This is a genomic window from Thalassotalea euphylliae (assembly GCF_003390335.1).
Lineage (GTDB): Bacteria > Pseudomonadota > Gammaproteobacteria > Enterobacterales > Alteromonadaceae > Thalassotalea_F > Thalassotalea_F euphylliae_B.
Genome location: NZ_QUOU01000001.1, coordinates 1,687,830 through 1,714,027, shown reverse-complemented (window position 1 = coordinate 1,714,027; position 26,198 = coordinate 1,687,830). Strand labels below are relative to the sequence as shown.

At 44.6% G+C, this 26,198-nt stretch carries 27 protein-coding genes; 15 read left to right on the top strand and 12 right to left on the bottom strand.

The window, feature by feature from the left end:
• Positions 1-86 precede the first annotated feature (86 nt).
• Complete coding sequence (locus tag DXX93_RS07560; RefSeq protein ID WP_116007568.1) at positions 87-2,507, bottom strand: VolA/Pla-1 family phospholipase; 2,421 nt, start codon at positions 2,505-2,507, stop codon at positions 87-89.
• A gap of 270 nt (positions 2,508-2,777) precedes the next feature.
• Here DXX93_RS07560 and DXX93_RS07555 point away from each other — a divergent pair, with 270 nt between their 5' ends.
• Positions 2,778-3,515 (top strand): YciK family oxidoreductase, encoded by a 738-nt coding sequence (locus DXX93_RS07555; RefSeq protein ID WP_116007567.1) that lies wholly within the window; start codon positions 2,778-2,780, stop codon positions 3,513-3,515.
• A gap of 122 nt (positions 3,516-3,637) precedes the next feature.
• On the opposite strand, the gene fadD is transcribed toward DXX93_RS07555, so the two are convergent.
• The 7 genes from fadD to DXX93_RS07520 form a co-directional block, all read right to left on the bottom strand.
• The gene (fadD, locus tag DXX93_RS07550) at positions 3,638-5,293 is read right to left on the bottom strand and encodes a long-chain-fatty-acid--CoA ligase FadD (protein WP_116007566.1); all 1,656 of its coding nucleotides are present in this window, start codon (positions 5,291-5,293) and stop codon (positions 3,638-3,640) included.
• A 229-nt stretch (positions 5,294-5,522) separates the two neighbouring features.
• Positions 5,523-6,392: an alpha/beta fold hydrolase gene (locus DXX93_RS07545; protein WP_258872618.1), complete on the bottom strand. Its 870-nt coding sequence runs from the start codon at positions 6,390-6,392 to the stop codon at positions 5,523-5,525.
• On the bottom strand, positions 6,389-7,063 hold the full coding sequence (locus tag DXX93_RS07540; protein WP_258872617.1) for a M50 family metallopeptidase: 675 nt from the start codon (positions 7,061-7,063) through the stop codon (positions 6,389-6,391). The genes DXX93_RS07545 and DXX93_RS07540 overlap by 4 nt, the downstream gene beginning before the upstream one ends.
• A 119-nt stretch (positions 7,064-7,182) precedes the next feature.
• On the bottom strand, positions 7,183-7,746 hold the full coding sequence (locus tag DXX93_RS07535) for a hypothetical protein (RefSeq protein ID WP_116007563.1): 564 nt from the start codon (positions 7,744-7,746) through the stop codon (positions 7,183-7,185).
• 107 nt (positions 7,747-7,853) lie between these two features.
• Positions 7,854-8,570 (bottom strand): tRNA (adenosine(37)-N6)-threonylcarbamoyltransferase complex dimerization subunit type 1 TsaB, encoded by a 717-nt coding sequence (gene tsaB / locus DXX93_RS07530; protein WP_220347557.1) that lies wholly within the window; start codon positions 8,568-8,570, stop codon positions 7,854-7,856.
• Positions 8,567-10,498: an ATP-dependent DNA helicase gene (locus DXX93_RS07525; protein WP_116007561.1), complete on the bottom strand. Its 1,932-nt coding sequence runs from the start codon at positions 10,496-10,498 to the stop codon at positions 8,567-8,569. Before DXX93_RS07525 ends, tsaB begins: the two co-directional genes overlap by 4 nt.
• 60 nt (positions 10,499-10,558) lie before the next feature.
• Entirely contained in the window at positions 10,559-11,107 is a 549-nt protein-coding gene (locus DXX93_RS07520; protein WP_116007560.1) for a hypothetical protein, read from the bottom strand.
• A gap of 545 nt (positions 11,108-11,652) precedes the next feature.
• On the opposite strand from DXX93_RS07520, the gene hisG reads away from it, so the two are divergent.
• The 10 genes from hisG to DXX93_RS07470 all read left to right on the top strand — a co-directional run bounded on the left by hisG (position 11,653) and on the right by DXX93_RS07470 (position 20,711).
• Positions 11,653-12,549 carry an ATP phosphoribosyltransferase gene (hisG, locus tag DXX93_RS07515; RefSeq protein ID WP_116007559.1) on the top strand — a complete coding sequence of 299 codons (897 nt, stop codon included), beginning with the start codon at positions 11,653-11,655 and terminating at the stop codon, positions 12,547-12,549.
• Between the two features lie 11 nt (positions 12,550-12,560).
• A complete protein-coding gene (hisD, locus tag DXX93_RS07510) occupies positions 12,561-13,886 on the top strand; it encodes a histidinol dehydrogenase (RefSeq protein WP_116007558.1) in 1,326 nt (441 codons plus the stop codon).
• Positions 13,886-15,028, top strand: coding sequence for a histidinol-phosphate transaminase (gene hisC / locus DXX93_RS07505; RefSeq protein ID WP_116007557.1), 1,143 nt, complete (start codon positions 13,886-13,888; stop codon positions 15,026-15,028). The genes hisD and hisC overlap by 1 nt, the downstream gene beginning before the upstream one ends.
• Entirely contained in the window at positions 15,028-16,095 is a 1,068-nt protein-coding gene (gene hisB / locus DXX93_RS07500) for a bifunctional histidinol-phosphatase/imidazoleglycerol-phosphate dehydratase HisB (RefSeq protein ID WP_116007556.1), read from the top strand. The genes hisC and hisB overlap by 1 nt, the downstream gene beginning before the upstream one ends.
• Positions 16,095-16,745 (top strand): imidazole glycerol phosphate synthase subunit HisH, encoded by a 651-nt coding sequence (gene hisH, locus DXX93_RS07495; protein ID WP_116007555.1) that lies wholly within the window; start codon positions 16,095-16,097, stop codon positions 16,743-16,745. The genes hisB and hisH overlap by 1 nt, the downstream gene beginning before the upstream one ends.
• A gap of 1 nt (position 16,746) precedes the next feature.
• Positions 16,747-17,532 (top strand): 1-(5-phosphoribosyl)-5-[(5-phosphoribosylamino)methylideneamino]imidazole-4-carboxamide isomerase, encoded by a 786-nt coding sequence (gene hisA, locus DXX93_RS07490; protein WP_116007554.1) that lies wholly within the window; start codon positions 16,747-16,749, stop codon positions 17,530-17,532.
• Positions 17,532-18,305 carry an imidazole glycerol phosphate synthase subunit HisF gene (gene hisF, locus DXX93_RS07485; RefSeq protein WP_116007553.1) on the top strand — a complete coding sequence of 258 codons (774 nt, stop codon included), beginning with the start codon at positions 17,532-17,534 and terminating at the stop codon, positions 18,303-18,305. Before hisA ends, hisF begins: the two co-directional genes overlap by 1 nt.
• Before the next feature lie 2 nt (positions 18,306-18,307).
• Positions 18,308-18,928 carry a bifunctional phosphoribosyl-AMP cyclohydrolase/phosphoribosyl-ATP diphosphatase HisIE gene (gene hisIE / locus DXX93_RS07480; protein ID WP_116007552.1) on the top strand — a complete coding sequence of 207 codons (621 nt, stop codon included), beginning with the start codon at positions 18,308-18,310 and terminating at the stop codon, positions 18,926-18,928.
• Positions 18,929-19,246: 318 nt separating this feature from the next.
• Entirely contained in the window at positions 19,247-19,588 is a 342-nt protein-coding gene (locus tag DXX93_RS07475; RefSeq protein WP_147302655.1) for a hypothetical protein, read from the top strand.
• An 82-nt stretch (positions 19,589-19,670) separates the two neighbouring features.
• The gene (locus DXX93_RS07470) at positions 19,671-20,711 is read left to right on the top strand and encodes an IS481 family transposase (protein WP_116007550.1); all 1,041 of its coding nucleotides are present in this window, start codon (positions 19,671-19,673) and stop codon (positions 20,709-20,711) included.
• Positions 20,712-20,743: 32 nt separating this feature from the next.
• Here DXX93_RS07470 and DXX93_RS07465 read toward each other — a convergent pair whose 3' ends face one another.
• Positions 20,744-20,959, bottom strand: coding sequence for a type II toxin-antitoxin system RelE/ParE family toxin (locus DXX93_RS07465; RefSeq protein ID WP_116007549.1), 216 nt, complete (start codon positions 20,957-20,959; stop codon positions 20,744-20,746).
• A complete protein-coding gene (locus tag DXX93_RS07460) occupies positions 20,952-21,173 on the bottom strand; it encodes a TA system antitoxin ParD family protein (RefSeq protein ID WP_116007548.1) in 222 nt (73 codons plus the stop codon). Before DXX93_RS07460 ends, DXX93_RS07465 begins: the two co-directional genes overlap by 8 nt.
• 391 nt (positions 21,174-21,564) lie before the next feature.
• Here DXX93_RS07460 and DXX93_RS07455 point away from each other — a divergent pair, with 391 nt between their 5' ends.
• Positions 21,565-21,753: a hypothetical protein gene (locus DXX93_RS07455; protein WP_116007547.1), complete on the top strand. Its 189-nt coding sequence runs from the start codon at positions 21,565-21,567 to the stop codon at positions 21,751-21,753.
• Between the two features lie 28 nt (positions 21,754-21,781).
• A complete protein-coding gene (locus DXX93_RS07450; RefSeq protein WP_116007546.1) occupies positions 21,782-22,333 on the top strand; it encodes an HAD family hydrolase in 552 nt (183 codons plus the stop codon).
• Between the two features lie 132 nt (positions 22,334-22,465).
• Here the strand turns inward: DXX93_RS07450 and ggt are convergent, their stop codons facing one another.
• Complete coding sequence (ggt, locus tag DXX93_RS07445) at positions 22,466-24,232, bottom strand: gamma-glutamyltransferase (RefSeq protein WP_116009868.1); 1,767 nt, start codon at positions 24,230-24,232, stop codon at positions 22,466-22,468.
• 416 nt (positions 24,233-24,648) lie between these two features.
• On the opposite strand from ggt, the gene DXX93_RS07440 reads away from it, so the two are divergent.
• Together DXX93_RS07440 and DXX93_RS07435 are read left to right on the top strand one after the other, a co-directional pair.
• On the top strand, positions 24,649-24,951 hold the full coding sequence (locus tag DXX93_RS07440; RefSeq protein ID WP_116007545.1) for a DUF6559 family protein: 303 nt from the start codon (positions 24,649-24,651) through the stop codon (positions 24,949-24,951).
• 112 nt (positions 24,952-25,063) lie between these two features.
• Positions 25,064-25,519 (top strand): GNAT family N-acetyltransferase, encoded by a 456-nt coding sequence (locus DXX93_RS07435; protein WP_116007544.1) that lies wholly within the window; start codon positions 25,064-25,066, stop codon positions 25,517-25,519.
• Between the two features lie 171 nt (positions 25,520-25,690).
• Here DXX93_RS07435 and DXX93_RS07430 read toward each other — a convergent pair whose 3' ends face one another.
• On the bottom strand, positions 25,691-26,092 hold the full coding sequence (locus DXX93_RS07430) for an MAPEG family protein (protein WP_116007543.1): 402 nt from the start codon (positions 26,090-26,092) through the stop codon (positions 25,691-25,693).
• Positions 26,093-26,198 lie beyond the last annotated feature (106 nt).

The following is a 26,198-nucleotide window of genomic DNA, read 5'->3' as shown; positions in this document are numbered from 1 at the left end:
CTTATTCCACACTTTACTACTATATATGGATGTTTTAGCAAAAAAAAAGCTCCCTGTTGGGAGCTTTTGATATTCACAGCCGTTAATTACATCACAACATCGCTGTTGGTGATTGAAAGTAACTGCCCCATTGTCGCAAAGAAGGTCGCCACTTGACCTTGCATCTCAGCAGTCGCTGCCGCTGTTTGTGCAGGATCAGTTGCTTCTGGACGAATTGATGGGTCAAGAATCGACGCATGATGACCGAAAGTGAAACGAACCGCACCAGAGCCTTCCGTTGTTTCACTAACACCTGTCAAGCCAAGTAACGGAATAGCAGCTTCCGTACCTGATAACGGTGTTGAACTCACCGTGTTAGGAATTACTTGGTCTGATAAGTTATCGGCACCATTACCAACCACTTCAATTAAGTGTGTCGGCGTTTGTGTCATCGCCACCATACCTGCGTAGTTCGCTGGGTCGCCAGCATCTGTCACAGTTTGCGCTGCAAAAGTAAATTGTGCGAACGCACCATTTAACTCAGCTTGTTGCGCTGGCGTTAACGCCGCAAAGAAGGTGTTGAATGCTTGAACAAGCTCATCTTCTGTTGGCTGACCAGGGAAAGTTGCGGCAACAAATGCTGCGAACTCTTCTGATGTCGCTAACGTTAAGCTTGCTTTGATCAGGCCGCTAAATGCCGGCGATTCAAGCAGCAAGTTAGCAACACCAACACCCGGCATCGCAAACGAAGTTGCCGATACCTTAAATAACGGGTCAACCGCAGGGTCTAACGGTAAGTTTGCTAATGCAACTGTGTTGATACCTGAGATAGCACCTAATGAGTGGCCTAAGAAGTACACTTTAGAACCGTCTAATGCAATAGCAGCGCCAGCCGCGTCAACACCGCCAGCAAAGTTAAGACCTAAGCGTAAACCAAGCGTATCAACGGTACTTTGACGCAAGTTATCACGTGTCGTTAGCAAGTTGCCTAGGTTCATGTAGTGTGTTGCTGAAACGGTTGAAGCATTTAAATCGTCAACACCATCACCATCTAAATCAAAACCACGGCTACCGTGAATTGGGTGATCAATCGCTGCCGTTGCAATACCTTGGATGGCCAATGCCCCGGTAATCGCTAACATGTCTTCTTTTCGAGAAGTAATCCCGTGCTGCAGGATGGCAACCGGCCAACCAGCTTCTGGTTGTGTCAACGCTGGTAAACCTAAGCTTGCGCGCACTGCATTAGCTACCGCCATGTCAGGCGTGGTTACTTGCACATCAAGCGTCATATCTGCGCGCTTTTCTGGCATTGGGTTAAATTTAGTGATGTTACGCTCTGTATCTAAATCTAATACGCCACGTAAGTCACGTAAACCTGGTGCTGCTAAACCTGCTGCCGCAGAAATTGCTAAACATAGGCCGTCACCTTCACTCACAGCGTCAGCTGGAATTGCACTTGGGTTTTGTGCGGCAAGCCCCGCTAGCATAGCACCTGAATCACACTGTGCTTTCCACCAATCGTTCACTGGTGCAAGCGGATTTTCAGCACTTGGTGTACCTAAGTAATATGGCAACGTAATTGAACCTTGCATTAAGTTAGCTGCTTGGTAGACCGGCGCCAATTCAGCTGGTAGCGATACACCTTGCGATGTTAATGCGTCGAATACCGAAACTGAGGTATCTTGAATAGCAATCGTAGGCACGTTACCTAGTTGTAAGCCCGCAGCCATCACTTGTTTAACCGTTGCAACCGCATCAACCGTTGATTGTGTGGTCATTGCCGCTGTGTAAATAATGCTAGATTTATCAACACCTGCGCCGCTTACGGCATTCTCAAAACTGTTTACTGCACCTTGCAGTGCTAACTGAGAGTCAGTTGCTAGCGGCTTAGTCGCTAAGTCTTGCTGGACAAGCTCATAAGTAAATGAACCCGCAACTGACTTACCAGTATCGTCTTGCAATGAATTTGTTAAAACAATGAGGTAACCCGTTTTAGCTTTGAGCGGTTTTAATGGTACAACAGCTACGCCATCGCCAGACATTTGCGAGATAAAATCAACGCCAAACGTTAGTTCACCAACCACCTGACAAGCAGCGCCTTGTGGCAATGCAGCACACTCTGCTGATGATGCCGTTGGGCCACCAAATTCGGTTTCAAAAATACGCACAGAGGCTGGGTTCGCCACACTGTTTGCATCTAAACTGACGCCTGGCGGTAAGTCGACATCAATTCTAAATGGTTGAACGGTAGACCAACCATCAAGCGCACTCAGCGCAAAAAACGGGTCAGAAGAATCAGTAGGGTCGCTAACTGGCGGGTTTAACGTACCATCAGTGGTACCTAAGAAAAGTAAATCGTTCGGAACTGAAAGATCGCCCGCTGTTGGATCAAAAATTATACGGGCCGTTGGTGTGGTTACTGGGCCGTTTTCTGCGACCTCTTGTTCTACATCGCGAATGGTTTCATCATCACAGCCACTTAATCCAAGTGCACCAGCGATAGCGATACTTAGTACTAGCTTTTTCATTGCATCTCCCCAGAGTCTAGTCTATTTATTTTTTGCTTTTATCCATTTGACTTTGTTAGCTTTTTTTTCAAAAAAATTAGAGCTTTTACACTACTTCCGCCAACATATTAGACAATTTTTAAGCTACACAAAGTTGCACAAGAGCGCTAGCGTTTTTTTGTTTTTCTCCCGCTTTTTCAATAAATCTGCTGAATCTTGGGAATTTTCACTCGTCATATCTGCTTAGGAAGCGTAAAATTACAGCATTGAAATCAATGTGATAATTACTCGATGTTTGACTACACAATTCAAAATAGCTGTTTGAAAGATAAAACAATTTTGATCACTGGTGCTGGTGACGGTATTGGTAAGCAGGCAGCATTAACTTATGCCGAGCTCGGCGCGACTGTTATCTTGCTGGGTAGAACGGTTGAAAAGCTCGAAAACGTTTACGATGAAATCGTTGCCGCAGGTAATCCTGAGCCAGCTATCGTGCCCCTCGATATGAAAGGTGCGACAAAGCAACACTATATTGACATGACCAATACTATTGTTGACCAGTTTGGTAAGCTCGATGGTGCACTGCTTAACGCTTCTGTGCTGGGCGAGTTAACCCCGTTTGTGAATATTCACGAACAAACGTTTGACGATGTCATGCAAATTAATGTCAAAGCGCAAATGATGATGGCGCAAGCCTTAATTGCAGCGCTACAAAAAGCTGACAAAGCTTCACTAGTATTTACAACCTCAACCGTTGGTGGCAAAGGCCGAGCATTTTGGGCGACTTACAGTATGTCGAAATTCGCGACTGAGGGGATGATGGAGTTAATTGCTGACGAATTCGAAGGGACGAATTTACGCACTAACGCAATTAACCCGGGTGGCACACGCACAGCGATGCGCGCAACGGCCTACCCAGGTGAAAACCCAGATACGTTAGCAACACCGAAAGACATTATGCCGCTATACGTTTACTTAATGTCAGACGATAGCGCAGCGGTTAATGGCCAAGTGTTAAAAGCGCAATAGCCTTAATAAAGTAAAAATAGCTAAGGCGTTAAGTACGTTTATCTACACCTTTATAGCAGCGACAAAAAAGCCGACATTATGTCGGCTTTTTAATACTACGAAGTTAATTAGTTGCAGATGTACTACCTTAGTTCACGACGTAAGATTTTACCTACGTTGGTTTTTGGTAGATCATCTCTAAACTCAATTAGCTTAGGCACTTTATAATTTGTTAAGTGCTTAGCACAGTGTTCAATGATGTTCTTTTGGGTAAGTGAATCGTCTTTCTTAACGATAAACAACTTAATGATTTCACCACTGACTTCGTGCGGTACACCAACCGCAGCAGCTTCAACAACACCTTTGTGCATCATCGCCACTTCTTCAATTTCGTTCGGGAAGACATTAAAGCCAGAGACCAAGATCATGTCTTTTTTACGGTCAACAATTCGGAAGAAGCCATGCTCATCCATCTCAGCAATATCACCTGTCGCTAGCCAGCCATCGGTCAATATTTCATCGGTAGCTTCTTGGCGATTGTAGTAGCCTTTCATTACTTGTGGACCTTGCACACACATTTCGCCGGGCTCATTCACGCCAGCAGTTGTGCCATCTTCACGGACAATTCTAATTTCAGTAGACGGCGCAGGTAAGCCGATAGAGCCATTAAATGCGTTTTGGTTATAAGGACTAATCGTCACCATAGGTGAACATTCTGTTAAGCCATAACCCTCAAGTAAGCGCGTTTTTGTGACATCTTCCCAACGCTCTGCAACTGGGCGTTGTACTGCCATGCCACCACCTAGCGATAGCTTGAGTTTTGAGAAGTCCAATTGCGCAAAGCCCGGCGTGTTTACTAAACCGTTAAACAGGGTATTTACGCCTGTAATCGCGGTAAATGGATACTTGCCTAGTTCTTTAACAAAACTCGGCATATCGCGCGGGTTAGTGATCAATAAGTTAGTGCCACCTAGTGTCATAAACGTTAGGCAGTTCGCGGTTAGTGCAAAAATATGGTAAAGCGGCAGTGCAGTCACCACCAACTCTTCGCCGTCTTTTAATACCGGGCGAATCGCGGCTTTGGCTTGCTCTAAATTCGCCACCATATTGCGGTGCGTTAACATTGCGCCTTTTGAGACACCCGTGGTGCCACCTGTGTATTGCAAGAAAGCTAAGTCTTCACCAGCAATCTCAACTGGAGCTAACGTTAAGCTCTCGCCTTTGGCAATAACCTGATTGAATTTAACCGTGTTTGCCAGTGAGTAACTCGGCACCATTTTCTTCACGTATTTAACGGCGAAGTTAACCAGTTTGCCTTTTAAACCACCAAGGCGATCACCTAACCCTGTTAAAATAACTTTTTCAACTGGCGTATCTTTGATAACTTCTTGCAAAGTATGAGCAAAGTTTTCAACGATGAGCATGGCTTTCGTGCCAGAGTCGTTCAACTGATGCTTTAGCTCACGCGCCGTGTATAACGGGTTAACATTAACAACCGTTAAACCTGCTTTTAGCGCGCCAAATAAAGCAACTGGGTATTGCAAAGTGTTAGGTACCATAATGGCAAATTTATCACCTTTAACTAAACCCAACTCCTGTTGTAGGTATGCTGCAAACGCACTCGCCTGCTCGGCTAATTCACTGTAGGTGATTTCTGCGCCCATATTAATAAACGCGGTGCGCTGCGCGTAAATGCCAACATACTTGTCAAACATTTCGACAATTGATGAGTATTTGTCGGGGTCTATTTCGTGTGGAACACCGGGGGGGTAACTTTTTTCAAGCCAAATTTTTTCCACAGTCATCTCCTCAATTCTATTTAGACACGCGTGATAATTATAATTTTTATAGTAATACCAAGATGAATGATATTGCGTTCGTCAGGCGGTTTGCGTGTTTGCGTAAATTTTTACGGTCTACTTTTGCCTGAGCTTTTACTCGAAAGTTCAGGATCATTCCACACTTTGATCGAAAATCCTAGTTTTTTGTGGAGCGATATAGCGACAATTTTCGCGATTTATGTAAATTTTACGGTACTTTTGTCGCGATTTGTTGCCAAAATGCGGTTATCTTTTCAGCAACCTGTTGTGGCGCTTCCATGTGCACATGATGTCCGCCAGAAACTTTATGTACGGTTAAATCGCTAAACAGTGCTGAAAATTCTTTGATGCCTAAATGCACCATTTCCAAGCCTTTGTCACCATAAACCAAATTGACAGGGCACTGCACATCTGAAATAAGTTGCTTGGCTTGCTCTACTGTTAACCGATATGGCGAGGCATTTCTCAATCGGCTGTCAGCGCGCCAAATATACTTGCCACCTTGTTGCACTAAACCGCGCTTAACAATTAATTGCGCTTGCTCATACGCCATGTCCGACACCGCGACCCTTGCCTTGACGGCAGACTCTATCGATGGGTGTTGATTTTTTTGCTTCGACAAGCCTTTAAGGCGGCTGGTTAAACCTTTACGCAATTGTTCGGTGGTATTTTCAGGCTTATCGGAAATCAGCCCTATCGAATCAAGCAAAGTTAACGATTTTACTTTCTCAGGAAATGCGGCAGCAAATGCCGTAGCCACCATGCCCCCCATTGAATGGGCAACAATATCAACAGCTGGCCATTGCGTTATTTCAAATAACTGAACTAGGTCATAAACCCAGTCAATAAAGTGGTAATGAGCATCTAAACTGCGATGAGAGGAAAAACCGTGCCCAGGCCAATCTAACGCAATGAGCTTGCGATTCGGCAAATATGGCATGAGCGGTAAAAAACTAGCGGCGTTATCAAGCCAACCATGCAAGCATAAAGTGATTGGCTGATCGTCATCGGTTGTGGTTAAGCCATGCAGTGACACTTCATTTATGTCGTAACATATTTCTTCTGTGGTTATTCTCAACTTGATCTCTTATTGGATTGTTTTGCCAGTCGATATAACAAAACTACAGCGATTACTAGCCAGATTGCAACCCATAAAATTTCTGGCATGCCAGTTAAGCCCGCGAGCGTTGCACCATCACCGCGATGACGGCCATCGATCAAATACAAGGGGCTAAATAAGGCATTTAGCAGCACAGTTAGGCCGACTAATTGCACACTCACATTCAACCAAGGGTGGCGATAAAACTTCACTTTGAGCGCAAAAAGCGCAATTAAAACGGCCAATATAATGAGCGTTAGTATATCTCTGACCCAAAAAATACAGCTCAATACCAAGAGTATTAAAATACTGGCGGTTACTAATTGAGTGACTCGCTGATTCACTGACGACAAGGAATAAATTGCTGCTCCCCAAATAGCTGCCCCGCTATACCCCATAAATGCCGTTAGTAATCGGCTGCCACCTTGAGTCGTACATAAGCCAGCGCCGTTGGGAAAAAGCTCTATTTGAATAATTTTTCCACCTGCAATGATGGCCGCTAAGCCATGGCTAATTTCGTGAAAATAACTTTCTAACCAATTAAATGGCAGAGAGACAATTGGCAAGTGACGCAAAGTCGCCGCAGCTAATAACAATAACCAAAAGCGGTGTCGATAAAAGAATGAAGGTTGGTGAAGCTGGCTGGTCACGATTGGCTCGATACATGAGTTTGCAGATCATAGTGGAGGTTAAACCATTATTTGGCAAGCACGTTTATATAACTGAAATTGATAATATTTAATGCTATTGGGAGGCGTGCATGAAGTTTTTAAGCGTATAAGTCTACGCCAAGGATTTGCTCAAGGTTATCCCTTTCTTCTAAGCCTTCAACTGTTTGATAGGCAGAAATCGCCGTGCGGTTAGCGGCTGATGGGCGATCGTAACCCGCAAATTGTCCTGATGAAGTGTCTTGTTGGCGGTTTCTTTGTTGCAGGTTAACCCCCTGCTGTGGGTTAAAATCTTGTTGCCGATTAAATTCCTGCTCAAAGTCGAGCTCTCGCTGAAGGCCAACATCTCGCTCATTAGCTAAATCTTGCTGAGGGCTCTGCCGCTGAGTGCGCTCTTCTAATATGGCAATCGCCGCTTCGCTGTAATCTAAACGGTTTTGCCGCGCTTGCGGTTGAGATTGAGGCTGAGCTGATGGTGGTTGAGCTACAGGAAGGTTTTGTGGCGAGTTTTGATCAACTCGATCAGTATTGCGAGCACGACGTATCTGCTCTATTTGATTGCCGTTATCGGTGTCGCTATTGCCACTAACACGCTGCTGATTAGTAGCAAAAGCTCGGCTTTGGCGTGTTAGCGGTATCGTAGTATTAGTGTTATAGATTTCCATTGCATTAAGCTGGCATCAATTCTTACAAGATGTCCTAACGCAACGAGTGTTATACCGCTTAACTAATACCTTCTTTTACCATAGCGTTACAGTAGTTTTATAACAGACTACTCTCGCCCTGGTAGCTTTTTCCACGACACGGTATCACGCACATAAACAGGTTGTGCTTGCTCCGCTGGTAACGCTTTGCCAGCAAGAAATTCTTGTTTAGCAAGCGCCAGCATAAATTGGGCGTTAGGATACATCACACTTATCTTTTCTAGGTTAGCACAAATTGGCTGAAAAGCTTCTTGATAGGCTTGCCATCCGGTACCCGCACCATAGTGCTGCTGACCTTTTTTAGGTGATTGCTCAAGTGACTGATCAAGTGATTGGGCAAATTGCTCTGGTGGAAGTACTCGCTCTTCACCGACAAGCGCCATTAGCCCTTGCTCGTTTACTTGCCAGTTACTGCAATAAACTTCCGCCATTCTCGCATCAATAGCAACACTAACGGTGTCTTTGCCTTCTTGTTCGTATGCCTGCTGAGCCATTGCCTGCATGGTCGAAATACCAATGGTCGGTAAATCGGCTGCAAACGCTAACCCTTGAGCGACACCAATACCAATGCGCACACCGGTAAAACTGCCAGGACCACGGCCATAAACTAAGGCGTCAAAATCAGTTAATCTCGCGCCAGCTTTGGCAAGTAGCTTGTCTACCATAGGCAACAACACAACGCTATGTGATTGCGGGCATAACTCAAAATCACTCAATACTTGATCGTCTTTTAAAATTGCGACTGAACATGCTTCAGTCGATGCATCAATAGCTAGTAAATTCACCTTGATTGGGTCTCACTATGAATAGTTGTTAAAAAAGATGCCGCTTTGTCTAAATCTCGGCTGCGTCGCATTTCCGGTAGACTGGATAAAAATACCTGTCCGTATGGGCGATTAACAATACGGTTGTCACAAATCACCAGTACGCCGCGATCGTTAACATCACGAATTAATCGCCCAACCCCTTGTTTTAAGGCGATAACGGCTTGGGGCAATTGAATTTCAGCAAAGGGATCTTTACCCTGCCTTCGGGCGTCTTCACTTCGAGCTTGTAATAACGGCTCATCCGGCGAGGCAAACGGCAATTTGTCTATGATAACACAAGTTAATTTGTCGCCTCTAACATCAACGCCTTCCCAAAAGCTTGCCGTTGCGAGCAATACCGCATCAGGCTGGGCAATAAATTCGGTCAGTAAGTTACGCTTAGCCATTTGCCCTTGCACCAAAAGTGGGTTATCTATTTTATCTTCCAGTAGCTCTGCTACTTGGTTCATCATGCGATAGCTAGTGAATAGCATAAAGCAGGCACCCGCAGCACTGTTAATTAACGGCACAGCTAATTCCGCTAGCGCTAACGCCCTGCCCCTATCATTAGGTTCAGGCAAATAACGTGGCACCACAAGCTGTGACTGATTTAAATAGTCAAACGGGCTATCCAGCATTAGCGTATGCTCTTGTGATAAGCCCAATGGCCTAGCAAAATGCTCGAAACCATTATTTACCGCCAGTGTCGCACTGGTAAAAATCCAACCAGCGCCAGACTCGCTAACCACTTGGCGAAACTTGTCGGCAATCGATAACGGTGTTTGATGCAGCGTAATATGACGGCGTGTTGTTTCATACCAAAGGCTAACTTCAAAGGCATTGATATTGGCAACAATGTCGTACTTAGATAACAGTGTCACTGCCCGCTCAAAACAGTTATCCACTAGCTCATTGCGCGAGACATTCAGTTTTAGCACTTGATATAAAAAGTCTAAATCCGTTTTGATATGTTCAAATGCTTGACGAATGCGGGCATTGTGCCATTTCTCTCGCCAATTGCCGCGCTCAGGATCATGAGCAAACAACAAGCGAAAATCTTGGCAAGTTCGCTCAAGCTTTTCTGCGGCTTTACCCAGTTGTTTTACATCCGTAACGGTAGTTTTGTAGGCTTGAATAATGTCGCTACACAACTCTTGCACTTGTCTTGTTGAAAACGACTCGCCAAAGTATTCGCTGGCAATATCGGATATTTGATGAGCCTCATCAAATATCACCACATCGGCTTTCGGGATTAACTCACCAAAGCCCGTGTCTTTCAGTGCCATATCCGCAAAAAACAGATGATGGTTAATCACCACAACATCGGCTTCTATCGCCTTTTGACGCGCTTTAACCAAGTAGCAATCTTCGAAGTGAGGGCAGTCTCGCGCCAAGCAGTTGTCGGCTGTGCTAGTGATATGCGGAAATATGCTTGAGTCTTCAGCAACCGAGTCTAGCTCACCGATATCGCCTGCATGCGTGCTATTCGCCCAATGTTTCACTTGCACAAAGTCAGCTAAACCTTGCGCATCTAACACGCCACGCGTATGTTGAAATTGCTCCATACGGTAGATGCACAGATAATTTGCACGCCCTTTTAACAGCGCCATTTGTGCGCCCGTTGCTAACGCTTTGCGGATAACCGGAATATCTTTGTGAAACAGCTGCTCTTGCAGAGTTTTAGTACCCGTGGAAACAATCACTTTTTTATCCGACATCAACGCAGGGATCAAATAAGCAAAGGTTTTACCGGTTCCGGTACCCGCTTCAACAATTAAGGTATGTTGCTTGGCAATCGCTTGTTCAACTTCTAGCGCCATATCAAGTTGTGCTTGGCGAGGGGAAAAACCATTAATGGCTTTTGCCAATAAACCACTTGATGAAAAAGCCTGTGCAACTGTGCCCATCTGCGCGAAATTACCGAGAGAAAATAACAAAGGCGCTATTATATCGGTAGATTGTGAGGATTAAACAAAAATATCTAAATGCTGGTCGTTGTCGTGATCCTTGTCGTGCTTACAGCCGTGATCATCGTCTTTACCCGCCTGTTCATCGGCTTTTTCGCTAGCAACAGAGTTACCAACTGTTGGCCGCTGGTAAACCACCTGCGCTAATGCTTCATCGCTTGGCACTTCGACACCTTCTTGTTCAACACGTTTCTGGATATTACTATCTATTTGTTGCTGAATTGTATGGCGCTGGGCTGCTGTATTTGCTGGTGAATTGGCATGCTGAGATGCTTCTGCTGATAACGGGCTTTTTTCATTATCTACAATGCCTTTATCATCATCCGCATTAGCATTTTGTTGATGCGCTATCTCAGCATCAACTACGTCAGAGAATTGCTGTTTCGCGTGTTGGAATGTGGTGGTAGTGGTATCGTGAGCATCGAGATGTTCGCGCTCTTCATCAATATTTTTAGCCGGGCTTTGCTTGGTCAAGCGATTGACTTTGAGTTTTTTCGGTTGCAAGCGATTTGGAGCGAGCTTTGCAAGCTGTGTTGTAAAAATATCCATTGTCTACTGTGCTCCTTACCCCACGATTATACTCAAAGAGAATATGGCTGATTTTGCCTTCACAGGATCAGCGCGAATGCCTACTCTTTATGACCATTATAAAAGCAATAAATTCTCTCCCTGTATCGGCTGGTTTTTCAACAACCTTAGCGCTAGCAGCAATAACTAACAACTTTTTGTCATAAAAGAATCATTTTTAGGGGTTGCGAAGCGCCACATTAGCCAGTATTGTTATTTGCAAGACGCATACAAATCGCTATGCAATACAAGACAGATACTAAGCCAATTTAAGGCTAAACAAAGGCAAATTAAATGTTATTAAACCTCAGCAAAATCCATCACCACCATCACACGGATTAGCCGCTCAGGTTTATTCGCTGAGGGCTATGGCTCTTTCAGCGGCATGCGAATTGAAGAATTCTAAAAACCCCGAAAGAGTCACTCTCTCTCGGGGTTTTTTACGTTTATGGCCTAATGATTTGGCACTGAAAAAAATTGACAATATACAACGCATTTTAAATTTATACTTATTTTAGGAAGGGAAAATGACTACAGAAACACGCTTACGCATCGCCATGCAAAAGTCAGGTCGCCTGAGTGACGAAACGCAGCAACTACTTAAACGTTGTGGTTTAAAACTTAATGTCGGTGATCGTCGTCTGTTAGCGCATGTCACTAACATGCCTATCGACATTATGCGTGTTCGCTCGAGTGACATTCCAGGCCTAGTGATGGACGGTGTTTGTGACTTAGGCATAGTTGGCGACAACACACTGGAAGAAACCGCACTTGAGCGTGAGTTATTAGGCCAAAATTCTACATATACTAAAACCACTGGCTTAAATTTTGGCGGTTGCCGCTTATCGCTTGCCATGCCAGAAGAGTTTAACTACACCGGCCTTGCCTCACTTGACGGTTTGCGTTTTGCTACTACCTACCCGCAATTAATGAAACGCTTTGCCAAAGAAAATGGCATTAACGTTGATTTTTGTTTATTAAAAGGCTCAGTAGAAGTCGCGCCACGTGTTGGCTTAGCTGATGGTATTTGTGACTTGGTCTCAACCGGCGCAACGCTTGAAGCCAATGGCCTAAAAGAAGTGGAAGTGATTTACCGCTCTAAAGCCTCCTTAATTCAAGGTGTTGAACTTGCACCAGAAAAACAAGCCATTCTCGATACCTTGTTACCGCGTATCCAAGGGGTAATGAAGGCACAAGAAAGCAAGTACATTATGCTACACGCACCAAAAGACAAACTAGAAGAAGTCAGCAACTTAATGCCAGGTAAAGAAACGCCGACGGTATTGCCATTAGCTGGTCGCGACGACTTAGTGGCAGTACACGTGGTTGCCACCGAAACTTTCTTCTGGGAAACCATGGAAGCATTAAAAGCACTGGGCTGTGACTCGATTTTGGTCATGCCAATTGAAAAAATGATGGGTTAAGGGCAAACACCATGGGCACACAATCTTTATTGTCGTTACTCCCAACGACTACTTGGTCAAGCATTTCTCGCCAAGAGCAACAAAGCGCACTGGCAAGGCCAGCCATTGCAGAAAGCAGCTTACTTGCCACGCAAGTCGATAACATCATTAACCAAGTAGCTGAGCAAGGCGACGCTGCGCTCATCAACCTAACTGAGCGCTTTGACGGTATTCGCCTTGAAGCACTGAAAGTCACCGCAGCGCAAGTGCAAGCGGCCGTTGAGAGCTTATCACCAGCTCGCCTTGAAGCATTGGAAACCGCTTACGGACAAATCAAACGCTTCCACCAAGCACAGCAGCAAGAAGATATCGTGGTAGAAACCTGCCCCGGTGTCACTTGTGTGTTAAAAACCGAAGCCATTGAAGCGGTAGGTTTATATATTCCAGCCGGTAGCGCGCCATTACCTTCGACGGTGCTGATGTTAGGTGTGCCAGCTGAGCTTGCCAATTGCCCGCGCAAAGTGTTGGTGTCACCGCCAGATAAAAATGGCGATATCGCCCCCGAAGTACTGGCAGCGGCAAAGCTTTGTGGCATTGATGAAATATACGCGGTTGGCGGCGCGCAAGCGGTTGCCGCCCTAGCCCTTGGCACAGCGTCAATCAAACCCGTCAATAAAGTGTTTGGCCCAGGTAACCGCTTTGTGACCGAAGCGAAAAAGCAGCTGTCGCAAAAAATCCCCGGTTTTGCCATTGATATGCCAGCAGGCCCTTCCGAAGTGTTAGTGATTGCTGACAATGGCGCCAATGCTGATTTTGTTGCTGCTGATTTACTGTCGCAAGCAGAGCACGGCGAAGACAGCCAAGTAATTTTGCTGTCGGATAGCGAAACGCAAATTGCCAATGTGCGCGAAGCATTAGATCGCCAATTAGCCGAATTACCGCGTGCCGACATTGCTCGTGCGGCGCTGTCAAAAAGTCGTTTAATTTTAACCGACGATATCGCGATGGCAGTTGAAGTATCTAACCTTTACGGCCCGGAGCACTTAATTGTGCAAACAGCAGAGCCAGAAAGCCTCGTGGGTAAACTGCGTAATGCTGGCTCTATTTTCTTAGGTGCTTACACACCTGAATCTGCTGGTGATTATGCCAGTGGTACTAACCACGTACTACCGACTTACGGCTATTCAAAAGTAGTCAGTAGTTTATCGCTTGCTGATTTCTCTCGCCGTTACACAGTGCAGCAAATTACTCGTCAGGGCTTGGCAAATTTAGCGCCAGCAATCATCGAGCTAACAGACGCGGAAGGTTTAATGGCGCACCAAAAAGCGGTAACCATACGACTAGAGGGTGAAGGCTAATGGCAACGAAAGGTTTATCTAGTGCAGAAAAGCTCGCACGTGCTGAGCTTATCGAAATGGTGCCCTATCAGTCGGCACGCCGCTTACAAAAAGCAGATGCAGATGCTAATGGCAAGCAAGCCTTTAATAGTAAAATTTGGTTAAACGCAAACGAAGCTTCGGGGCCCGGAAAATACCAGCTAAGCGCCGATTGCATTAACCGCTACCCAGATTTTCAACCAGAAAACTTGATGGCAGCGTACAGCGACTATAGCGGCTTACCTGTTGAGCAATTGCTGGCAACACGCGGGGCTGACGAAGGTATTGAATTGATTATTCGCACCTTCTGTACGGCATATCAAGACAGCATTTTAATCTGCCCGCCAACATACGGCATGTACGCCATTAGCGCTGAAAACCACGGTGCAGGTATTGTTAAAGTGCCACAAGTAAATAATCAGTTGGATGTTGACGGCATCATCGAGCAACTTGATAACGTCAACGTTGTATTTTTATGTTCGCCGGGCAACCCAACGGGCAACTTACTACCTAAAGCACAAATTAAAGCCGTGCTAGATGCAGCACAAGACAAAGCCATAGTCGTGGTGGATGAAGCTTACATTGAATTTTCACCCGAAGATTCAGCGCAAAGCTGGTTAGCTGACTACCCTAATTTAGTGGTACTACGCACGCTTTCTAAAGCCTTTGCGCTCGCCGGCTTACGCTGTGGTTTTACACTGGCGTCAAAAGAAATTATCACGCTGCTAAGCAAAGTGATCGCCCCTTACCCTATTTCAGCGCCAGTTGCAGAAATTGCCAGCCAAGCGTTAACTGGTGATAACTTACAGTTGATGAAAGTGCGCGTTGAAGAAACAAAAATACTTCGCCAAAGCCTAATTAGCTGGTTAGAAACGCAAAGTTGGGTCGATGAAGTGTTTGCCAGCGATGCCAACTTTGTGCTGTTTCGCACGCCATTAAAAACTGAAATTTTTGACGGGCTAAAAGCGCAAGGCATATTAATTCGCGATCAATCAAAACAACTGCAATTGGAAAACTGCCTACGCATTTCTATTGGCAGTAAGCGCGAGATGGACTTAGTACAAAAAACAATGACAAATCTGGTCACAAATACTTCTGCGTTATCAGTACAGGAAACAAATTAATGAGTGGACAAAATATTTTATTTATCGATCGCGACGGCACGTTAATTGAAGAACCGCCAGTAGATTTTCAGGTCGATACCCTAGAAAAACTGGTCTTTGAGCCAAAAGTTATTCCTGTACTGCTTGCCTTACAAGCGAAGGGCTTTCGCCTTGTTATGGTGTCGAACCAAGACGGTTTAGGCACCGACAGCTACCCGCAAGCGGATTTTGACTTGCCACACAACAAAATGATGGATTTTTTCACCTCACAGGGGGTGATTTTTGACGATGTATTGTTATGCCCACACTTTGAAGAAGACAACTGTAGCTGCCGCAAACCAAAGCTTGGCATGGTGTCTGACTACTTGCAGCAAGGTAAAGTTAACTTTGCTAACTCTTATGTGATTGGCGATCGTGAAACTGATATGCAGCTAGCGGCCAATATGGGGATTCAAGGGCTGCGCTACAACCGTGACACCCTAAACTGGGACGCCATTGCCGAGCAGCTATTAACCCAGTCGCGCAAGGCAACCGTGACTCGCACCACCAAAGAAACTGATATCACCATTGACGTTAACCTTGATGGTACAGGCAATAGCATTAATACTGGCCTCGGCTTTTTCGATCACATGCTAGAGCAAATTTCAACGCACGGCGGTTTTGCGCTAACAGTAAAAGTAGACGGCGATTACCACATCGACGAACACCACAGCGTGGAAGACACCGCATTAGCGCTAGGCAGTGCATTAAAACAAGCACTCGGTGATAAGCGCGGAATTGGTCGCTTTGGCTTTGTCTTGCCGATGGATGAATGCCGAGCCGAATGTGCGATTGATTTATCTGGCCGCCCTTGGCTTGAATTCGATGCTAACTTTACCGACAGCCGCGTTGGTACGATGTCAACGCAAATGGTATCGCACTTTTTCCGCTCATTGGCCGACAGCATGGCGGTAACCTTGCACCTTTCCACAACAGAAGGTAACTGTCACCACCAAGTAGAGAGTTTATTTAAAGTATTTGGCCGTGCATTGCGCCAAGCCATTACCGTGCAAGGTAGCGAATTACCAAGCACCAAAGGAGCACTGTAATGCCAGAGCAAACAAACAGCCGCTTTGTCATTGTTGATACTGGCTGTGCCAATCTCTCCTCAGTAAAATTTGCCATAAAGCGCTTAGGCTTTGACGCCGAAATTACTGACGATGTCACCAAGATAAAAGCGACAGAAAAAGTGATTTTACCCGGTGTCGGTAATGCCAAGCACGCGATGGAAAACATTCGCGAGAAAAACTTGGTGGCCTGTATACAAGGGTTAAAACAACCGGTATTAGGTTTTTGTTTAGGTATGCAGTTAATGTGCACTGATTCTCGCGAAAGCTCAGCACTGAGCCACACAAAAACGGATTCGGATGAGGGCGTGGAAATTATCGACTGTTTAAATTTAATTCCCACCTCAGTTGCACCACTTGAAGCGAACGGACTGCGTTTACCCCACATGGGCTGGAACACATTAACGTCAGTGATTGACCACCCCGTATTTGCTGGCATCAATGTCGGTGATTACTTCTACTTCGTGCACAGCTTTGCCGCGCCAGTGAGTGATTACACGGCAGCGTCCTGTGAATACGGCAGCGCGTTTTCAGCCGCGATTGTTAAAGACAATTTTGTTGGTTGTCAGTTCCACCCTGAGCGCTCCGGCGCAAACGGCAGCAAAATCATTAAAAACTTTTTGGAGATGTAAGGTGCTGATCCCTGCAATTGATTTAATTAACGGCGAAGTGGTTCGCCTATACCAAGGTGACTACGAGCAAAAAACCAGTTACCAAACCTCTGCCGCCGAGCGCCAAGCTAGCTATGCCCAAGCAGGTGCAAAAGTAATGCACTTTGTTGATTTAGACGGCGCAAAAGACAGCACAAAACGCCAACTCACCTTACTAAAAACCTTAGTGAATCACTCAAGCATGATTATTCAAGTCGGTGGTGGCGTGCGCTCAAAACAAGACGTTGACGATTTATTAGCGTTGGGCGCAGATCGCGTGGTGATTGGCAGCCTTGCCATTAAAGAGCCGCAACTAGTACGCGAATGGCTAGTGGAATTTGGCGGCGAGAAAATTGTACTTGCGCTTGATGTAAAAATTGATGAACAAGGCAACAAAACGCTACCAACCCACGGCTGGATTAAAGACAGCGGCGTTAACCTTGAAGAATTGTTAGACGACTACCTAGCCGCAGGCTTAATTCACGTACTTTGTACTGACATCAGCAAAGACGGCACGCTTTCTGGTAGCAATGTTGGCATGTACAGCGAACTTTGCAGCCAATACCCTAGCATTCAATGGCAAGCTTCTGGCGGAATCGGTTCGTTAGCAGATATTGAAGCACTTAAACCCACTGGCGTAAGTGGCGTAATTCTAGGTCGCTCATTATTAGAGGGTAAATTCACCTTAGATGAAGCGTTAGCCTTATGGCCGAACGACTTTAACAGCGCTGAATTTACCCAAAGCAGCGCTACGCAAGGAGCACAATAATGCTAGCGAAACGTATTATTCCATGCCTTGACGTGCGTGATGGCAAAGTAGTGAAAGGGGTAAAATTCCGTAACCACGAAATCATTGGCGATATTGTGCCGCTGGCGCAAAAATACGCGGAAGCGGGTGCCGACGAACTGGTATTTTACGATATTACCGCCAGCTCTGACGGTCGCGTAGTCGATAAAAGCTGGGTAAGCCGTATTGCCGAAGTGATCGACATTCCATTTTGTGTCGCAGGTGGTATTAAATCAGAACAAGATGCGCGTGAAATTTTAATGATGGGCGCCGATAAAATCAGCATTAACTCCCCTGCCCTGCAAGACCCAAGTTTAATTGAACGCTTAGCAGATCGTTTTGGCGTGCAATGTGTGGTGGTGGGTATCGACAGCTATTTCGACAAAGAAACGGGCGCTTACCAAGTGTACCAATTTACCGGCGATGAAAGCCGCACCCAAAAAACTAGCTGGCAAACCTTTGACTGGATTGAGCGGGTGCAACAACTGGGCGCTGGTGAAATTGTTTTAAACTGCATGAACCAAGACGGCGTGCGCCAAGGTTACGATATTGACCAGCTAAGCAAAGCGCGTTCGGTTGCCAATATCCCTCTAATCGCTTCCGGTGGCGCGGGTGAAATTGCCCACTTCACAGACGTATTTAAACAAGCGGATGTTGATGGCGCACTCGCCGCCAGTGTATTCCACAAAGGCATTATTGACATGGCAGAGCTAAAACAAACACTAAAAGCTGCCGATGTAGAAATAAGGATTTAAGCGTGATTGTTACTCTAGAAAATTTTAATGAATTAGCGTGGCAGAAAATGGACAACCTATTGCCAGCCATTATTCAAGACAGCGCAACTGGCGCCGTGTTAATGCAAGGTTTTATGAACCAAGAAGCGCTTAAAGTGACTTTAGAATCTGGCAACGCCACTTTCTTTAGCCGCTCAAAACAACGCCTGTGGATGAAAGGTGAAAGCTCTGGCAACGTGCTAGCCGTTAAACAAGTGCTAGCCGATTGCGATCAAGACTCTATTTTAATTGCAGCAGTGCCGCATGGCCCAACATGTCACCTAGGTAATCACTCTTGTTTTCCTGAAGAAAAGCTCAGCCAGCAAAACTTCCTATCTTACTTAGAGCGTTTTATTGGTGAGCGTAAAAACGACCCAGTTGAAGAAAGCTACACTGCTCGCCTGCTCGCTAGAGGCACTACAAAAGTTGCCCAAAAAGTGGGGGAAGAAGGGGTAGAAGTTGCCCTTGCCGCCGTTGCCGAAACCAAAGAAGACTTACTTGGCGAATGTGCCGACCTTTTCTACCACACGCTAGTATTGCTGGAAGATAAAGGGGTTGAGCTAAGTGAAGTAATGGAAGTGCTTCAACAGCGTCATAGTAAGTAGGTTTTAGATAAACTATGCCTATTCTTGCTGAGTAAAATTGACTAGGTAAGCTAGCAAAAGCTTATAGGTTTTATTTTCAATACTCTCTGACAAGAAACGGTATTGATATACATACCCCCTTAAATTCTCCTTTCCTCGGTAGAAGCGCGCAAATTGCGCGCTTCTACCACATACTTTTACTGATTTGTTAAGTAACTGACTGGCAAAGAAAATTACTATCAGTTAGAGTACGCACCTTTTTAAATAAGTGTTGAAAGCTAAACGTGAAAAGTGCGCATTTTGCCTTCTAATAAGCTGTTATGTTTTAAGGGTGGCACGGTGAAAGTTTTTGACTTTACTATTACAGAAATTACCAGTAAAGATGGATATAAAGGTTTTTTCAAAGCATTTATTATAATTGCTACGCTGTATTTAGGATCTCTAATGAGCGTATCTACTTTGGCTTTGCCCATAGAGTCAGACTCCCATAAATACAGATATACTGTCGAGCACGAGCTAAAAAAAGAAATAAAAATTGAAACCCTTGAATGCAAATTCGAAATGAAGTCTTATAAAGAATGCAAGTTAGCTAAATACAAAAATAACATTTCAGAATCATCTTTAGATGCTTTAATAGCATTTCAAGACTTACTTGGGCTACTTATAGAAGTTTCAATCTGATCTGACATTTCACTTTCAAAAGAGAGAGTTACCAGTTTAGTTTAAGGGTGTCTAATCCAAACTAAACAAAGAGGTAACTCTCATGATTCATACTAACAACCCTGTCATTAAACACAAAGTCGGTTTACTCAACTTAGCCGAAGAATTAGGTAACATTACGCAAGCTTGCAAAGTGATGGGTGTATCTCGCGATACGTTTTATCGCTATCAACAAGCAAATGAAGAAGGTGGCGTTGAAGCTTTACTCAATCAAAACCGTCGAGTACCTAATGTTAAAAACCGAGTCGATGAAGCGATTGAATTGGCTGTTATTGATTACGCGGTCGAATATCCTGCCCATGGGCAAACCAGAGCGAGTAATGAATTACGCAAGCAAGGCATCTTCGTCTCTCCCAGTGGTGTTCGTTCCGTCTGGCTGCGTCATGGCTTAGCCAACTTCAAAGGTCGCTTAAAAGCCCTAGAAGACAAGGTGTCGAAAGAAAACATTATACTCACCGAAAGCCAAGTTCAGGCACTTGAGCGCAAGAAGCTAGACGATGAGGCTTGCGGTGAAATAGAGACCGCGCATCCCGGTTATCTAGGATCACAGGACACGTTTTACGTGGGGAATCTTAAAGGTGTTGGCCGTGTCTACCAGCAGACGTTTGTTGATACCTATTCGAAGGTTGCTTTCGCTAAACTTTATACAATGAAAACACCGATTACAGCGGCTGATACGCTCAATGATAAGGTGTTGCCATTCTTCGAATCTCATGACCTTCCTATGCTACGTATTCTCACTGACCGTGGCACGGAATACTGTGGAAAAATCGAGAATCACGATTACCAAATGTATTTGGCAATTAACGATATCGATCACACAAAAACAAAGGTCAAATCACCGCAAACTAACGGTATCTGTGAACGTTTCCACAAAACGATATTACAGGAATTCTATCAAGTAACATTCCGTAAACGCTTGTATATGAGCTTAGATGAGCTTCAAAAAGATCTGGACGAATGGCTCGAATACTACAACAATGAACGAACCCATCAGGGTAAAATCTGCTGTGGCAGAACGCCAATGGAAACGCTCATTGATGGCAAATCGGTTTGGACTGAAAAGAATTTAAGTTCAAACTAACCTGACGGACACCCGTTCTAAACTGGTAATCGTTAGATCAGGTCTGAACTAGTACAAGTTAGTTGCTTTACCATCCTGAATTTATACACACGCATAAATGACAAATCGCCTTTCTTCGGCTCTCCCAGTTCAGGATCTATCATTAGTTCGCGTATAGCGTTATCTAGGTCAGCTTTTTGATTTTTGTGTAATTTCTTAGCTGCTTTCTTAAAGCTAGCAGTTTGTAAAACGCGAGTAATTTTAGCCAAACTCGTAAGTCTCAAGCTTTCCAGCTTCTTTTTCGGCCTTTGCAATTATTGCTTGTCGCACGAATTCGTAGGGTAAATCAGGGTTGTCTTCCATCATTTCACCTATTTTCGCCCAGTGTTCTATTTGTTTTGGGGTAGTACGATTCAGGGCTTTAGCCATGATACTCGCTTTTTCTACTAAGTCTTGGTCGAGCCTAATGCTTGCAGTTGCCATAAGTTTCTCCTAACTAACAAAATTGATTGTAGCATGTTGCAACAGTAGTGGTAGTAAGTTACAGATGAAAAGAATATTTGAATTCAACTTTCAAAATGACACAAAGTGCGCACCGTTTGAGAGTTAGCGCCAACAATGCGCCAACTAATCTATCGACTCCCTCAACTCTCAAACTTCCTGAAATGCTCAGTAATATTGGCTTGCCGTAAATTACGCCCTGTCCCTAACTTTCTAAAACTATTACTCATTTTTGTAATCTGTAGTACCTTTACATAGTAGAAAGTGCATAAGGAGGTGCGATGAAATCTAAAATTATTTTCTCTGTCTTTACGCTGGAATCGTTGATGATGCTTGCTCACAGAGCAGTCAATTATATGCGGGAGCGCAAGAAATGAGTGGCGCTTTAAATTACCTTGACTCCTATGGTTCAATAAAAGGTGACTTACAAGGCGACAAACCCGTGCATTGCCGCTTTATCAATACACGTTTGCAAATACTTGATTCAGCAGAGCCGGTATTAAACCCTCGCGAAGTCGATGAAGTAAGCGCCATTAAACAACAATGGCTTTTAGCAATGTAAATCGTTCCAAAGAAGAAATGGATAAGCTATGCGCGCCCTAACCACACAATCAACAACACAAACAACCACAATAAGCCGACCGATATTCCTATTTGACTGGGGAAATACACTGATGGTTGATTTTCCTAATGTTGACGGAAAAATGTGTGACTGGCCGCAAGTTGAAGCCGTAAATAGCGCTTTTGAAACTTTAGCTCACCTATCACAACACGCTGATATTTATATTGCGACAAGCGCACAAGATTCCACAGAAAGCGATATCGAAAAAGCATTTGCTCGCGTGCAGTTAAGCCAGTTTATTAAGGGCTATTTCTGTTTTGCAAACATAGGGGTTTCAAAAGGTGACCCAGCATTCCTACCCGCTATTTTGAGCGAAATTAATGCCAATAGCGCCACAACAACCATGATTGGCGATAGCTTGGCTAAAGATATTAAGCCAGCGCTAGCAGCGGGTATTCAAGCCGTGTGGTTGAAAGGTCAGCAAAATGACGAGGCGCCGACGAATGCTAAAGTCATTAATGATTTGCGTGAGCTACGCGAATTGGTAGCCAAAGAAACTACAGATATGCGATTAGGCTAATAGCGACTTGATAAAAAAAGGAATGAGTTTTGAGCAACAAACAGTTGCTTGGCTGTTGCTTTTCCCTGCGCACATAGCCAAGCACTTTTTGTTAACGACTTTTATTGATAACTTCTCTTCAAAGCGTCATCACTAATCCGCTGAAACGGTGCCTGCGCCCGGTCTGCGAGGATCAGAAACACCGTAGAACAAACCGTCTTTAAACATAATGGATTGCACGCTCCCCATAGTTTTAGCTTTCTCTACGTTTTGCCCTTTGGCTTTTAGTAGCTCAATGGTGTCAGGGCTAAAGCCCGGCTCTAGTTGGAAAACATCTGGTAGCCATTGATGGTGAACGCGGGGCGCGTGCACGGCCTCGGCAATACTCATATCGTGATCCAGTACGTTAACTATCACTTGCAATACCGTAGTGATGATTCGGCTACCGCCCGGGCTACCCACAACGACATATGGCTTGCCATCTTTTAGGATCATTGTTGGGGTCATCGAACTCAATGGTCTTTTCGTTGGCGCAATGGCATTGGCTTCACCGCCGATCAAACCAAAACCGTTTGGCACGCCAGGTTTTGATGAAAAGTCGTCCATTTCATTGTTCATCAATATGCCTGTTCCCGGGATAACAATGCCTGAACCATAAGAAAAGTTGAGCGTGTAGGTGTTAGAAACCGCGTTTCCGTATTTGTCCATCACAGAAAAATGCGTAGTATCTGGGCTTTCGTATGGCGCAGGCTTACCCGGGTTAATTTCACTTGCAGGTGTCGCTTTAGCCATAGATATTTGGCTCATCAGCGATTTAGCATAGGCCTTGCTGGTTAGCCCTTTGATTGGTACATCGAAATGATCCGGGTCGCCCAGATATTTACTGCGATCCGCATAAGCCAACTTCATCACTTCACTGAGCACGTGCAAGTTCTTTGCGCTGCCAAAACCCTGTTCCTTGATTGGATAGTTTTCAAGAATATTGAGCATTTGTGCAACGTGAACACCACCCGAGCTTGTTGGCGGCATCGAGACAACCTCGTATCCACGGTAAGTTGTCGTGACGACCTCGCGCTCAGCGACTTTGTAATTAGCCAAGTCTTGCATGGTAATTAAGCCGCCATTCTTTTTCATATCTGTGGCAATGAGCTCTGCGGTTTTCCCCGTGTAAAATTCTTGCGGGCCATGTTTAGCGAGTCGTTTAAGCGTTTTTGCTAAGTCTGGTTGTACAAGCACTTCGCCTGCTTCATACGGCACATTATGCGCTTTGTAATAAGCCTTTGCCGTTGCTGGGTTAGCTGTTAACCAGGCTTTACGACTTTTTAAGTTTTCCGATAAATCATAAGAAACCAGAATGCCCTTTTCTGCTAATTCAATAGCTGGCTGAACCACTTGCTGCCAGCTCATTGTGCCGTATTTGTTAAGGGCATGAGCTAGCCCCGCGACCGTACCCGGCACCCCAGAAGAGGCATGGCTAAAACGGGCTTTTTGATTGTCTACATCACCTTTTGTGTCGAGAAACATATCGCGATGGGCGGCACTTGGTGCCATTTCTCGGTAATCTATTGCAACGGTTTCTTGTGTTTCGGCTAAATGCACTAACATAAAACCACCACCACCTAAATTACCTGCACGCGGCAGTGTTACCGCCAGCGCGATCCCAGTTGCAACCGCTGCATCAACCGCATTACCGCCTTGTGCAAGAATATCCGCACCAATTTGGCTAGCAAGCATACGTTGACTCGATACCATGCCGCCTTTGCCAATAACGGGATGATGAATGGCATCATAGCGAATAACTGCGGCACTTTCGTCTACATGACCATGCGCGTTAGCCAGTTGCAAGGTGCCTAGTGTACCGACCACCAGTAAATTCAAGAGGAGGCGTTTAGTGGTAAATAGCGTGCGAATATTTGTCATTTTCAAACCTTTTTCTGACATACGTTGGGCAACATGGCGTGCACATACCCATTAGCGATGTTTTGACCCATCATCATCTGTTGCCACTTAGCTAAATGCTAATGCCAAATCACATGAAAGACATAGACTTCTGTTATAGCTAGCCACTATAAAATGCCTAAGGTGAGTGAGAAAGTCATTCATTGTTGTGCTTTACCGGATACAAGCCTTGTCCAAACCTTTTCCAGCGTGATTTTTCATCCCAGATGTGATTTATACCAAACGTTTGAAGACTTTATTCATTATGTAATCAAATTGTTACCAAAATGTACACGAATGCCCATTGCAATCAACACCTACAATTGTATAATTTTCGACCTCAAAATATGGACGGCAATATTTGATACCTCCCATAATATCACTGCTAAGGAATAGCTATGTTTACATATTGGTCATTAAAAAAATACGGCACAAAATTGTTGCCAACGCTAGAAAAACGATACGGAAAGCACGAGTTTTATTCCGCTCATCAAATCCGAGCCACAGTCTATCAAAAAGACTTTAACCCTAGGTTCTTGCCTCTGGGCTATATTCTTTTTCTGACACCTTGTGAATTAAACGAAGTCTTTAGTCGCGAGTTTCCTGAAATGGATATTGAGGCTTACAAACAGGAAATAATTAGTTACTTGGCCAACAAAAATTACGAAGGCCAACTGCAAGTATTAAAGCAAGCAAGCTAGTTGTTTTCCTAGGTTATTTTTCTGGGCTGTTTTCATCGGTTGTTTTCATTTCGCTATTTGTGCTTCAATACCGCGATAACCAAACGGTATTAAATAGCGGTACTGAATCACCATGAACTGGCAAATAAAATCTTTTGAGCAGCTGACCACCAACGAGCTTTACGACTTTCTCAAGCTGAGAGTTGATGTTTTCGTTGTTGAACAAACCTGCTACTACCCCGACCTAGACGACTTAGATCGTCACCCGCAAACACTGCATATATTTTGTTATAAAGATGAGCAAATACAAGCCTACTTACGCATTTTACCCAAAGGGACAAGTTACCCAGACTATAACAGTATCGGCCGTGTCATTATTGCTGAAAGTGCTCGTGGTACAGGGCTTGGGCACGATTTACTGACAACAGGCATCAGCGCATGCCAATCGCACTTCAATGAAAAAGCCATCAAAATTTCCGCGCAAGAGCACTTAGCCAAGTTTTATGGCCGACATGGTTTTAAACAAGTCACCGACATGTATTTAGAAGATGGCATTCCACATATTGGTATGCTGTTAAGTGATAGCTAAGCGATAGATTTTTAAGATCAGCAGTAGACATTAATCGACATAAAAAACGCGCATTAAGCGCGTTTTTTATGTGCTATCACTGTAGCAGCTATTTGTTATGGCGACGCTCTGCTCGTTCGCGATAGGGTTTTAGCAATGGGCCGTTAGTCATAACCTAATGCTTATTGACACTTATAAGTAAGTCATTACCAAGAAGATAACCGGCATTACAAGCAATACCATAAAGGTTGCCAATGTACCGATTTGGCGTGCGAGAGAAACGCCTAAGGTTTTGGTTAAGCCCATGGCATGAAGTACGCGCCCTAGCAAAATTGTTAAGCCCAAAATGTGTAGCCACATTGCCGCTAAACCAGCCAGCTCTAACACGGCTAACATAATTAATGCCAGCGGCACGTATTCAGTAAAATTGGCTTGAATACGAATGGCTTTTTCTAATGGCTTCACCCCGTCGCCGCCAATACTCACTTTATGCTTTAAACGTAATCGACTGACATTAAATGACAGAGCAATAAATAGAATGGCTAGCAAACTGGTGTACAAACCAGTAATGGCCAATTCGGCTGAGATACTCATAGTGAATTCCTTATTGTTGTTATGTTTTTTTAAACTAAAAGCTTATTGAAATTATTAAACTAAAAGCAAGTTAAATCATACGAATCATGCCACGAATGAAAAATAG